We start from the raw sequence: 12813 nt of genomic DNA, 5'->3' as shown, positions 1-12813 counted from the left end.
GCTGGAAGCCGCCGCTGCCAAGCTCTCCCCGTACCCCGCCTTCGGCTCAAGGGTACGGGAGCTGCGCAACCGCGCGGCAGGGCTCGCGCACGGCCGCTTCACGGTGGCGCTGTTCGGAGCCTTCAGCGCCGGCAAATCGTCGTTCGCCAACGCCTTGCTCGGCGCCTCCGTCCTCCCCGTATCGCCGCATCCGACGACTGCGGCGATCAATCGCATCCTCGCACCTGAGGATGGGATGGAGCATGGAACAGGCAAGATCATGTTCAAGACGCAGGAGGCGATGCAGCAAGATCTCGCTGATTCCTTTGAGGCGTTGCAGCTGGGAACGTGGAAAGAGCGGACCTGGATTGCAGAGGTCGACAAGCTGCGGGCGATTGATGTTCCTGCTACAGGGCGTGCCCATTACAGCTTCCTGAAAGCGGCCGCAGCAGGCTGGGGAGACAGCTTCTCCAGGCTGGGTACCTCTGAGATCGCGGATCTTGCCCAGTTCGCTTCCTATGTGTCGGTAGAGAGCAAAGCCTGCTTCGTGGAGCGGATGGATCTCTATTATTCCTGCCCGCTGACCGAGCAGGGGATCGTTATTGTGGATACGCCTGGTGCAGATTCCATTCATGCCCGTCATACGGGCGTAACCTTTCAATATATGAAGAACTGTGATGCATTGATCTATGTAACGTATTACAATCATGCATTCTCGCGGGCTGACCGGCAGTTCCTGACCCATTTGGGCCGGGTCAAAGGCAGCTTCGCGCTCGATAAAATGTACTTTATCGTCAATGCTGCCGATTTGGCAGCGACGTCCTCTGAACTTGCATCGGTGGTAGAGCACGTCGAGGACGGCTTGCGCAGTGCCGGTGTAGAGTCGCCGCAGATTTATCCGGTTTCCAGCTTGCAGGCGTTAACCGCCAAGGGCTTGGGAGATAACGAACAATTGGCCAGCTCGGGATTCGTGGAATTTGAGAGCGCATTCTTTCATTTTCTAGGAAGTGATCTGGCGGGTCTGGCTGTTCAGAGCGCCGAGCGTGAGTTGAAGCAAATGATCCGCCAGGCTGATCAATGGGCTGCCACCTTGGCACAGGGCCAGGAGGCAAGACAACAGCAGCAGAACCATTTACGGGAGGATAAGCAGATCTTCCAGCAGCAGACGACTGAACTTGCAGCAGAAGATAAATCCTCCGAGGTTCGCCAGGAGGTGTCTGAGCTGCTCTATCACGTGCGGCAAAGATTGCGCCTTCTCGCCGGAGATTTGTTCACGGAGTACTTTCATCCGGTACTGCTGCAGGACGATGGCGGCGATATGAAGCGTAAATTTGCGGCGTCGATGCATGAATGGCTATCTTCGCTGACGATTGAGCTGCAGCGTGAGCTTCAAGTGACCTGCTTACGGGCGGAGAACCGCTGCATCGCCTGGCTGAATGAGGCAGGTGAGCGCTGGATCCAGCAATTACAGCAGCGATTGACGCTAAGTCCTGCATTGAGCAGCGGAGAATTGTCTGCATGGAGCATGCCCGAGGTGCTCGAGGCGGAGTTCGAACTTCAGTTAAATACGGCCGAATACTGGCCTTATTTTAAAAATCCGAAATCCTTCTTTGAGGGTGGAGGAAGAAAACGGCTGCGTGAAGCGGTCGAGGAACCTTTGTCAGGCGTGTTAAAGGAGGCTGTAGACAGAATCGAGGCAAGATTAAGCGATTATTACTGTCTGGAAATGGTTCAAAGGTTTGCTGAATTAACGGCAAGATTTAACTTGCAATGGGAGGAATGGGAGCAAGGACTGGCTAGTCTGTCTGAGGGAGAAGGCGAAGGGGCGGAGACCTGGCTGCAGATTACAGCCGAGCTGCGTGTCTTGGCTGAAGACCTCAAGCAGTAATAGCCGATGTAAGAGAAGACAACTGTCGGAAGCCACGAACGAAATGTAGAGAAAGAATAACAGAAGACAAAGAGAGAACAGAGAGTTCATAAAGAGAACTTTTTGAACAACAGCTAGATCAAAAAAATTTCAAATGGGCTAAAGACTTAGGCGGATTTTTAACCATCTTTTACAAGAAGTCCTAAGTTGCTGGAGGTAATGACATGGAGGTACTGAAGCAACTCTCGATTTATTATCGTGAGCGGCGTTACTATTTAATATTATCTATACTATGTCTGGCGGCTACAACAGGGCTGGGCCTAGTATATCCGCTTCTGCTAAGGAAGCTGATTGACGATGTCATCAGGCAGCAACAATATAATCTGGTTGTGGGCATCGCCCTGACCGCTTTATCTGTAGTAGTTATCAAAGCATTCATGCAGTTTCTGCACGGCTTCTTCGGCGGTCGATTAGGCAACTATCTGGCCTATCGGCTGCGCAATGCCTGTTATGAGAAGCTGCAATTTCTATCCTTTCGTTACTATGACCGCGCGAAGACAGGCGATCTGATGTCCCGGCTTACCGGCGATCTGGAAGCGATTCGGAACTTTGTCGGCTTCGGTTTTGCTCAATTGCTGAACTTGGTGCTGATGGTAACCTTTGGGATGGCCGTGATGATGTCGATCCATTGGCAGCTTACGCTCATCACGCTGATCACGATTCCGTTCCTGGCAGGAGTAGCTTTGAAATTCGAATCGAAGATTCACCCAGCGTTCCAGGAGATGCGTCAGGCGCTAAGCTCGCTGACCACAGCGGTGCAAGAGAACATTACCGGGGTGCGTACTGTTAAAGCGTTCGCACGCGAGCCGCATGAAGTTGAGAAATTCTCGCATCGGAATGAGCGCTATAAGAACAATCAGATCTTTGCAGCAACACTGTGGAGTAAATTCTTCCCGGTGATGGAACTGCTCGCTTCGATCAGTGTAGCTGTTCTGTTGGCCGTTGGCGGAACCCTGGTTATTAAAGGCCAGTTGACCCTCGGCGATCTGGTCGCGTTCTTCAGTCTGATCTGGTTCATTATCGGCCCGATGTGGGGACTGGGGTTCCATATTAACAACTATACACAGTCCAAAGCATCCGGTGAACGGGTGCTTGAGATTCTGAACCATAAGATTGATGTAAAAGATATCGAGAACGCAACCGATCTATCAGCAGCTGATGTAAAGGGCGAGGTGATCTTCGAGAACGTTACCTTCGCTTACGGCAATAAACTGCCGGCTGTCAAAGATATTAGCTTCGAGGCCTCACCAGGCAAAGTGATCGGTTTCCTAGGTGGAACGGGATCTGGTAAATCGACGATTATACAGCTGTTGATGCGTGCCTATGATGTGAGTGAAGGAAGCATTAAGCTGGATGGGCAGGATATCCGTACCGTTAGTGTACAGAGTCTGCGCCGTCAAATCTCCACGGTATTCCAGGAGACCTTCCTCTTCTCATCCAGTATTCGTAATAATATCTGCTACGGGATGAACGAGGTGTCCATGGAAGAAGTGATTCGTGTATCTCAGTTGGCCAAGGCTCATGAATTTATTATGGAATTGCCGGACGGCTATGATACGGTTGTCGGGGAGAGAGGAATGGGGCTGTCGGGCGGTCAGAAGCAGCGGATTGCCATTGCACGGGCACTGCTGAAGAACCCGAAGATCCTTATTCTGGACGATGCAACCAGTGCGGTCGATATGGAGACCGAGCAGGAGATCCAGGCCGGATTCCAGGAGGTTATGCGCGGGCGTACGACCTTTATTATCGCTCACCGTATTTCCTCGCTCAGACATGCCGATGAGATCCTTGTATTAGATGAAGGCCGTGTTGCTCAGCGAGGAACGCATGATGAGCTGACTCAAGTACCAGGACCTTATCAGGATGTATATCGTATTCAATATGCCGATCATTTGGCCAAACAAGAAGCGCGTGCGAAGAGGGGGGAGGCATAACCCATGAATACAGAGGCACAGACTTGGCAACAGAAGCCACCGCAGAAGGGCAAGGTCAAGACGAAGATTGAGGATCGCTTTGTATATCAAGACGATGAGATTATTGATAAAGCCTTTGATTGGCAGCAGTTCCGTCGCCTATTTGGCTATATGAAGCCTTACGCTCGGAAAATGCTTCCGCCGGTCATTCTGATGACTATTCTTGGAACAATCACGAAGCTGACGGTACCGTTCTTAACGAGTCTGGCGATCGATAAAGCGATTGCTCCCGAAAATGGCTCAACCAGCTTAACGCTATTATATATTTTGTCCGCTCTAGTGGTTGTTCTGTACATCATCCAATGGGCATCCGGGGTCTACCGGATTAAGTACACGAATGTGATTGGACAGAGGGTCATTTATGACCTGCGTTCCGACCTGTTCCGTCACATCCAGAAGCTGTCGTTCAATTTCTATGACAAACGACCTGCAGGTTCTGTACTGGTCCGTGTTACAAATGACGTTAACTCCTTGCAGGATCTGTTCACCAACGGGGTCGTCAACCTGATGATCGACTGCGTTCAATTAGCGGGGATCGTTGTCATTCTGCTGTTGATCAACTGGAAGCTTGGCCTGGCTGTGATGATTACCGTACCGATCATGTTCCTCATCTCGACCCGGCTGCGGCGCAAGATTCGGATCGCTTGGCAGGAAGTACGGATGAAGAACTCGCGTATCAATTCCCACTTGAATGAGTCGATTCAAGGGATTAGAGTAACACAGGCTTATACGCAAGAGCATGAGAATATTCATTACTTTGACGTAATGAATGCCGATAGCAAGAAATCATGGGATAAGGCTTCGGCCATGAACCAGATGTTTGGCCCGCTCATTGATATTACCGGTGGGGTTGGTACATTCATTTTGTTCATCCTCGGTGTCTATTTGATTCAGCATGGCCAACTGACCATTGGTCTGCTCGTTGCGTTCAGTAACTATGTGGGCAACTTCTGGGAGCCGATTAACCGTATGGGGCAGATGTATAATCAGCTGCTCGTTGCGATGGCGTCCTCGGAACGGATCTTTGAATTTATGGATGAGGAGCCTAACATCGCTGACAAACCTGGAGCGGTGGAGCTTCCTACCATTCAAGGCGACGTTCGATTCAAGCATGTCGTGTTCGAATATGAGAAAGGGCGTCAGGCACTCAAAGGAATTGATCTGGACGCGGAACCAGGCCAATCGATCGCATTGGTCGGTCACACTGGTTCAGGTAAGAGTACGATCATTAATCTGCTCAGCCGGTTCTATGATATCAATCAAGGCCAGATTCTGATCGATGGCCATGATATCCGTGATGTAAAGGTGGAGAGCCTGCGCAAACAGATTGGAATCGTACTTCAGGATACGTTCATCTTCTCCGGTACGATCCGCGATAATATTCGCTTCGGCCGACTGGATGCTACGGACGAGGAAATTGAAGCGGCAGCTAAGGCGGTTGACGCTCATGACTTCATTATGAAGCTGCCTAAGGGCTATAACACGGAGGTTGAAGAACGAGGCAATGCATTATCGATGGGACAACGTCAGCTACTGTCCTTCGCCAGGGCTCTGCTGGCTGATCCTCGTATCCTGATCCTCGATGAAGCCACGGCGAGCATCGATACCGAGACGGAAGTGAAAATTCAGAATGCACTGAAGGTGCTGCTGAAAGGTAGAACTTCCTTCATGGTCGCGCACCGACTGTCGACGATCCGCAGCGCGGATAAGATTATCGTACTTGATCATGGTGAGATTAAAGAGATGGGCAACCACGAACAATTAATGGAACACAAGGGAATTTATTGTGGTTTGGTTGAAGCACAATTCCGTTATATGTAGAAATTTGTCGAACTTATTCGAAAAAGAGGTCTAGAATGTCGATCTGACTATTGCATTATGGGTTGGAAAACCTGAAAATAGAATCAGTAATATACTTTCATATTTTCAGGGGGGATTCTTAGGCTCATGTGGGGTGCTCCAGTGTCTAAATATGCCAAGAGCATGATGCTCCTTGGCGGAGGAGAATTAGGCAAAGAAGTAGTCATTGAGGCGCAGCGTCTAGGCATTCGCACGATTGTCGTTGACAGGTATGATCATGCACCGGCCATGGGTGTTGCTCAAGAATCCTATGTGCTTGATATGTTGGATGGAGAAGCACTTAGATCATTGATCGTTCAAGTTGCTCCGGATCTGATTGTCCCGGAGATTGAAGCGATTGCAACACCCGTGCTGGTGGAACTCGAGGAGCAAGGATATAAGGTCATCCCTACTGCCAAAGCAGCTCTATTGACGATGGATCGTGAAGGAATTCGCAGATTGGCGTCCGAGGAGCTTGGATTACCAACGGCGAAATATTTGTTCGCTGACAGTCTGGAGCAGCTGCAAACAGCTGTTGCCGAGATTGGTGTTCCTTGCGTAATCAAACCGTTAATGAGCTCATCCGGCAAAGGACAGAGCGTCTGTCGTAAGGTAGAGGATGTCGAGAATTGCTGGAATACGGCCCTTGAAGGTGCCCGGGCTAAAAAGATGCGAGTCATCGTAGAAGCATATGTACCTTTTACGAGCGAGATTACGATGTTAACCGTCCGCTCGGTATCTGGAACGATATTTTGTCCGCCTATCGGGCATATTCAGAAGGATGGGGATTATGTCGAATCTTGGCAACCTCATTTCCTGAACGAAGAACAGCTCAAGGAAGCGCAACAAATTGCACAAAAAATTACAGATGCGCTTGGCGGATATGGACTATTTGGTGTAGAATTATTTGTGACGAATGATGGCATAATTTTTAGCGAAGTGTCGCCAAGACCACATGATACCGGAATGGTGACGATGGTTACGCAGGATTTGTCAGAATTCGCGCTCCACGTAAGAGCAATTCTAGGTCTTCCGATTCCTTCGGTTCAACTTCTGACGCCGGGCGCTTCAGCAACTTTAAAGGCTGATCGCGAAGGCGAAGAATTCCAGATCGCAGGAATGGAAGAAGCATTAGCATTACCGAGAACCCAGGTTCGAATGTTCGGTAAACCGCTCAGCAAGCCGGGAAGACGGATGGCTGTAGCCCTGAGTGCAGCAGAGAATGTTGAAACGGCCCGCAGCCGCGCCAAACAAGCGGCAAGTACATTAAAGGTGGTATGGTCAAATTGAGTAGTCAGGTGAGTGCTCCTGCGTTAGTTATTCGGAAAGGTTGCTGTGATGATGTCCATCATTTGCTTCCTTTGATGCGACAGCTTCGTTATCCAACAACGTTCAGCGTGCTAAAAGAGCGTCTTCGCATGTTGGAGGACAATCAACAGCATCATAGCTTGGTAGCCGAGGTGGATGGAGTGGTACGCGGTACCATCTTCCTGAAGCAGTATCAGACGCATGATATGAACCGACCTATTACCCAGATCATCGCTATGATTGTAGATGAGGATCATCGAAGCAATGGCATCGGTAAACGGCTTATGTCTGAAGCAGAATCCTGGAGCAAAGTTCGCGGGAGTTCGCAATTGTTCTTATGTGTAGCAGGCGAGAATAGCTTGTCTGCCAAATCATTCTACGAGCGTATGGGCTTCACTTGTACCGGGCATCGTAGACTTAGCAAAACTTTAGCATAGAAATTCCATGTTTTTATGAAATGTAAACCCGGCTCCCAATTATGAGAGCCGGGTTATTTGTCATTCTTATATTATGAAGAATGCTGTCAGTTCGCCACGTAAAGATGCGATGGCTCCATGGCTGACTCATCCAGGTACTCATAGAAGCTCTTCCTGTAAGAGACGAGGGAGCCGCGAAAAATCAGCTTCAGCATGGAGCATGTAGACAGATCATCCGGCGTTGTAAGCGCGGCGGATTTATTGCATAGCTGCAGTCCCGCTCTTTCGAAGACAGCACTGACGAATTGTGAGCAGAAATAGGAATTCTCCCCGCCAAACTCCATATTCAGGACGACGCCCAGAATACCAAGAAAATTGTAGCTGTACAGTTCACTGTTCTCCTCGAACTGGCGAACGAAATTTCTCATTTTAGAATAAGTAGCCTCACTAACCGTGCAAGTATACACCGCACATGTCGCTCGCTCAAATATCCCTGAATGTATATCTTCCTTAACAAATCCGCCAATGAGTGGAATCAGAGGATGCTTCCTCCCGAAACTGTACATTTCTCTTAATTCCGGATCAAAAGCTATGGAAGCGTGATTATAAGGGGCTTTCGTATATATACCGATCATTTTCGTTACAATTGTTTTTGGATTGCTTAGTAAGATGTAGATTTGCTTCATGTTATTCATCATTTTCAACCGCCATTTTCTATTTAATTAGTTAGCTATTTACAAATGATGTATCCATTTGATATTACCATGGTAATCGTTTCCCGGGAATAGCGGAATGGTCCGGAGACGGAATAAAAACTAGACTAAGGTCGTAATCCGCTCCGAAATCCACTAATTTACTTTTATGGATGAGTGCGATAAAATCGATGGCAATCAGGTACTACCTCTATAATAAGAGAAGGCGGGAGATTACATGTATAAGTTAATCTTGGCTGATGATGAAGCAGATGTAAGAGAGGGATTAATGGAACTCATCGATTGGGAGAGTATCGGGTACAAGGTTGTTGATACGGCTGAAAATGGCAGAGAGGCCGCGGAAATGATAGATAAGCATATGCCTGACGTTGTTGTTACCGATATCCAGATGCCTTTTATGGATGGATTGCAATTAACAGAGTGGATTCGTCAGGTTCATCCTACCATTAAAGTTATTATTCTGACAGGCTATGAGCAATTTGACTATGCTAAGCAGGCCATCCGATTGGATGTCACCGAGTATGTGCTGAAGCCGTTCTCTTCGGAGGAGCTAGCGGGAATACTTCGTAAGGTCAAAGAGGAAATTGATGAAGAATTGGAGATGCGGAAGAACATCCAGACACTAACGGAGTACTATCATCGAAATTTGCCTGTATTACAGCGGCTATTCCTATCTTCTCTAGTATCCAGGCCGCTCTCTGAGCAAGAGATTACAGACAAATGTCGGAGCTATGCACTGCAGTTGGAAGGGGAAATGTACGTCATTTCGATAATCCGGCTTGACCCTGCGTTTCGCTTGGATCGAGCAGGTGCCATGGATGAACAGCCTGCGGTGGGATCGGCCTTACCGCACGATACCGATGACCAGCAGTTAGAGTTATTTGCGGTACTGAACATCGTCGACGAGATCATCCGTGAGCATCCCTACGATCAGGCGTTCATTTATCATGATGATGTTGTGCTGTTAAGTGTATATGACGATCCAAATCCTGATAGAGTCATAGAAATAACGTTGAATCTATTAGAAGAAATGAGATTCAGCTTTGAAAGATATCTTAAATTCCGTACAACGATAGGCGTTGGGACTGCCTGCGCGTCCTTGTCCAATTGTTACTACTCTTATAGAGAAGCCATGCATGCGCTAGATTATCGTCTTGTCCTGGGTGGGAATAAGATTATATACATCGGCGATGTGGAAGCTCCCGTAGAGAAAGTATTCGAATTCGATGAACTGAAGGAACAGGAATTGATACGCTGTCTGAAGGTCGGAAGTGATGAGGAGCTGGGGCTGCTGCTAGAGCAGTTGTTCAGCAATCTTATGGATTGCCGCAAATCTCTTCAAGATTTTCAACTGCGTCTACTAGTCATACTAACTGCGGTGATCAAGGCGGCAAATGATATACATATTGATTTTGAGAGATTATTTGAAGAAGGCGGGGGATTTATCAGTCAGGTCTTCCGATTTACGCAAGCGGATGAAGCTCGGGCATGGTTCATCGATGTATGTATGAAGCTGAAGAGGATGATATTGAGTCAAAGGCAGACAAGCTACAACTTGCTCGTGGATCAAGCCAAGGCATATATTATGGACCATTACTCCGATCCGGACATTTCCATCAATAAAGTCTGTTCCTGTTTACATATTAGCTCAGGGTATTTTAGCAATATTTTCAAGCGAGAGACGAAGCTTACCTTCGTGAATTACTTGCAGAATGTGCGCATGGAAGCGGCCAAAAACCTGCTGGCCTCGACGGACAAAAAATCATTTGAGATCGCCGAACTGGTCGGATTCTCGGACCCGAATTATTTCAGCTTCTGTTTTCGCAAGAAATACGGCTTATCTCCCAAAGAATACCGAAATGGGGCTAAGATCGTATGAAGTCTTGGCAGCGTGCAATGACACGCTTTTTGCGAGGCTTTCACTTACATAACATTCAAGTCCTGCTCTCGGCTTCTTCCATTATTGTGACAGTGCTCGTTGTTGTGCTAGCTAGTCTAATGCTGTTCAATCGCTTCTCTAACGTTGCTGAGGAGAACACCTACCTGAATCTGAAGCAGATCGTGGAGCAGGTAAATTCAAATCTGGAACTATATGTAAGTGGAATGCAGGACATATTTGAAGTGACTCAGAACAAAATCGATCAAGCTTCTGATGTATCTTCGAATCAGCATCTGGGAGAACAGATGGAGACGATATTGAGTACACGGGAGGATCTCGTCTCTATTGCGCTGTTTACGACAGACGGAGAATTGGTGAACAGTGTCCCGGCGCAGCCGATGCGCCAAAATACGAGACTGACGAAGCAGACGTGGTTCGAATCAGCACTTCTCGCTCCGGGGACGCTGCAGTTCACACCTCCGCATATTCAGAACCTGTTCAAGAACGATTACCGCTGGGTAGTCTCGATGAGTAAAATAATCGATTACAGGGATGAATCGGGAGTAAAGCATGGGGTTCTAGCTATCGATTTCAATTTCCGGACGATCGATCAATTGAGCCAGCGTGTCAGTCTGGGGAAGAACGGTTACGTCTATATCATCGATGGAATCGGCAATATCGTCTATCATCCTCAGCAGCAGCTCATCTATGCCGGTTTGAAATATGAGAATTTGGAACCGGTGCTGAATTACAAGTACGGCAGTTATGTGGATGAACAAAATGGGGAGCAGCGAATCATTACCATTCAGACGGTAAAAACGGCAGGCTGGAAAATCATTGGTGTCGCTTATGCAGATGAGTTCCTGGGCACGAAGAAGGAACTAGCGGACTTTCTATACCATTTCTTACTTGTATCAACCTTGATTATCCTGATCATTAACATCTACGTCTCGGCGACCATATCCAAACCTATTCGTCGTCTAGAGCAGTCCGTCAAGCGGGTGGAGAAAGGTGATTTCACACCACAAATTTCGGTAAGCGGAGTCTATGAGGTCGAGCAGTTGTCTAAACGCTTCAATCTGATGCTGCGCCGGATTCGCGAGTTAATGGATCAGATTATCCAGGAGCAGGAAGCGAAGCGCAAGAGCGAATTCGACGTGTTGCAATCGCAGATTAACCCCCATTTTCTGTACAATACGCTGAATTCGATTACAAGAATGGCTGAAATGGGACGCAATCAAGAAGTCGTAACGACAATCACTTCACTGTCCCGCTTCTTTCGGCTAAGCTTAAGCAGGGGCAAACCGATCATTACAGTCAAGGATGAACTGGAACATATAAGACATTATTTGATTATTCAATCGATACGATTTAAGAATAAGTTTCATTATGTGATCGAAGCCGATGAAGAAGTTATGGATTGTCTAACCTTGAAGCTGATCCTGCAGCCTCTCGTCGAGAATGCGATTCATCACGGAATTGAGAACTCAGTTGAGGACGGGATGATCGAGATCAAGGCGCAATTGCAAGATGAGAAGCTTCAATTCATCATTCGCGATAATGGCATCGGAATGACACAAGAACGTCTCGCCAAGCTGTTAAGCGGTGATATCCGCAGCGAGAGCGGTTCCGGGGTGGGCGTGTTCAATGTACAGGAACGAATTCAGCTCTACTATGGACACCCTTATGGATTGCATTACGAGAGTGAGCCTGAGGAAGGGACGACGGTAACGGTGACACTTCCGGTACAGCGTACTTCAGATCAGGCTGAGGGGGAAGGAAATGATATCAGGAAATAGCTTACTGAAGGGGCTCGCGTTATCTCTTACCCTGATGATGCTTGCAGCCTGTTCGCCTAGTGGGAGTATTCCGGGAGGCGATAAGCCGTTAACGATCGATATGATCGTAAAAATGGATCGGGGAGATTATTGGAATACGATTCGTATGGGTGCTGAAGTGGCAGCGAAGGAGTACAATGTGGAGTTGAATTTTCTGGCCCCCCATCAGGAAAACGATTACAAGCAGCAAATTGAGCTGATGCAGGAGTCCATTGTTAGAAGGCCGGATGCGATTGTGTTGGCCGCCAGTGATTATGAGGCGCTAGGACAAGTGACGGATCAGACGTCCTATTATAATATTCCTGTCATTTCTATGGATTCGGAGGTTGCTTCGACGAAAGTAAAAACGTATGTAGGAACGAACAATTATGAAGCTGGACAAGCAGCGGCAAAACGCCTCAGCGAGTTAACTGGGGGACGAGGGGAAATCGGTATTATTAATTTTGTGAAGGGCGCGCGCAGCACCGATGAACGGGAAGAAGGCTTCCTCGACTATATGGCCCGGTTCCCTGAGATTCAAGTCATGGATATTGTCTACAGCGGCTCGGATGAGACCTTGGCGTATGATCTCACCTGTAAAATGCTTCAGCTCCATCCGAGACTGAACGGGATCGTCTCGCTTAGTGCCGAGTCCTCGATTGGTGCCGGATTAGCCGTTGAGGATATGGGGTATAGCGGTATCGTTAATATGATCGCCTTCGATAATCCGTCCGAAATGCTGGAGCTGCTGCAGGATGGAACGATCCAGGCGATGGTTGTGCAAAATCCATTCAATAACGGCTACATGGCGGTATATGCTGCAGTACAGGCAGCACGTGGTGCCAAGCTTAGCGATAAAATTCCGACGGATGTGAAATTGATTGACCTTGATAACATGCTCTGGCCGGAAAATCAGAAGCTGATGTTTCCTTTTGTAAAGTAAGAGATTGTCTAAAAAAATC

The 12813-nt window shown here is 48.1% G+C and carries 9 protein-coding genes; 8 read left to right on the top strand and 1 reads right to left on the bottom strand.

Features of this window, described 5'->3' with window-relative positions; genetic code table 11:
- The 5 genes from ABD014_RS15960 to ABD014_RS15940 all read left to right on the top strand — a co-directional run.
- Window positions 1–1867: dynamin family protein (locus ABD014_RS15960; protein ID WP_343862845.1), on the top strand; the 1867-nt coding region annotated here is incomplete at its 5' end.
- Window positions 1868–2070: 203 nt separating this feature from the next.
- Window positions 2071–3840 (top strand): ABC transporter ATP-binding protein, encoded by a 1770-nt coding sequence (locus tag ABD014_RS15955; RefSeq protein WP_343862844.1) that lies wholly within the window; start codon window positions 2071–2073, stop codon window positions 3838–3840.
- 3 nt (window positions 3841–3843) lie between these two features.
- Window positions 3844–5700, top strand: a complete 1857-nt coding sequence (locus ABD014_RS15950) for an ABC transporter ATP-binding protein (RefSeq protein WP_343862843.1) — start codon at window positions 3844–3846, stop codon at window positions 5698–5700.
- 126 nt (window positions 5701–5826) lie between these two features.
- Complete coding sequence (purT, locus tag ABD014_RS15945) at window positions 5827–7008, top strand: formate-dependent phosphoribosylglycinamide formyltransferase (protein ID WP_343862842.1); 1182 nt, start codon at window positions 5827–5829, stop codon at window positions 7006–7008.
- A complete protein-coding gene (locus ABD014_RS15940; protein WP_379340983.1) occupies window positions 7005–7463 on the top strand; it encodes a GNAT family N-acetyltransferase in 459 nt (152 codons plus the stop codon). The genes purT and ABD014_RS15940 overlap by 4 nt, the downstream gene beginning before the upstream one ends.
- Window positions 7464–7549: 86 nt before the next feature.
- Here the strand turns inward: ABD014_RS15940 and ABD014_RS15935 are convergent, their stop codons facing one another.
- Window positions 7550–8140, bottom strand: a complete 591-nt coding sequence (locus ABD014_RS15935) for a hypothetical protein (RefSeq protein ID WP_343862840.1) — start codon at window positions 8138–8140, stop codon at window positions 7550–7552.
- A 232-nt stretch (window positions 8141–8372) separates the two neighbouring features.
- Here ABD014_RS15935 and ABD014_RS15930 point away from each other — a divergent pair, with 232 nt between their 5' ends.
- Genes ABD014_RS15930 through ABD014_RS15920 form a run of 3 tightly spaced genes read left to right on the top strand, consistent with a single transcriptional unit; the run spans window position 8373 to window position 12794 of the window.
- Window positions 8373–10034, top strand: coding sequence for a response regulator (locus ABD014_RS15930; RefSeq protein WP_343862839.1), 1662 nt, complete (start codon window positions 8373–8375; stop codon window positions 10032–10034).
- Window positions 10031–11833, top strand: a complete 1803-nt coding sequence (locus tag ABD014_RS15925) for a sensor histidine kinase (RefSeq protein WP_343862838.1) — start codon at window positions 10031–10033, stop codon at window positions 11831–11833. Before ABD014_RS15930 ends, ABD014_RS15925 begins: the two co-directional genes overlap by 4 nt.
- On the top strand, window positions 11817–12794 hold the full coding sequence (locus tag ABD014_RS15920) for a substrate-binding domain-containing protein (RefSeq protein ID WP_343862837.1): 978 nt from the start codon (window positions 11817–11819) through the stop codon (window positions 12792–12794). The genes ABD014_RS15925 and ABD014_RS15920 overlap by 17 nt, the downstream gene beginning before the upstream one ends.
- Window positions 12795–12813 lie beyond the last annotated feature (19 nt).

Source organism: Paenibacillus motobuensis (genome assembly GCF_039521865.1).
In the GTDB taxonomy this organism is placed as follows: domain Bacteria; phylum Bacillota; class Bacilli; order Paenibacillales; family Paenibacillaceae; genus Fontibacillus; species Fontibacillus motobuensis.
This window is presented reverse-complemented; position numbering and strand designations above follow the sequence as displayed.

Coding starts and splice junctions, on each gene's coding strand:
- ABD014_RS15920 (WP_343862837.1), top strand. CDS start 11,817: ATGATATCAGGAAATAGCTTACTGAAGGGGCTCGCGTTATCTCTTACC.
- ABD014_RS15950 (WP_343862843.1), top strand. CDS start 3,844: ATGAATACAGAGGCACAGACTTGGCAACAGAAGCCACCGCAGAAGGGC.
- ABD014_RS15935 (WP_343862840.1), bottom strand. CDS start 8,140: ATGATGAATAACATGAAGCAAATCTACATCTTACTAAGCAATCCAAAA.
- ABD014_RS15930 (WP_343862839.1), top strand. CDS start 8,373: ATGTATAAGTTAATCTTGGCTGATGATGAAGCAGATGTAAGAGAGGGA.
- purT (WP_343862842.1), top strand. CDS start 5,827: ATGTGGGGTGCTCCAGTGTCTAAATATGCCAAGAGCATGATGCTCCTT.
- ABD014_RS15925 (WP_343862838.1), top strand. CDS start 10,031: ATGAAGTCTTGGCAGCGTGCAATGACACGCTTTTTGCGAGGCTTTCAC.
- ABD014_RS15955 (WP_343862844.1), top strand. CDS start 2,071: ATGGAGGTACTGAAGCAACTCTCGATTTATTATCGTGAGCGGCGTTAC.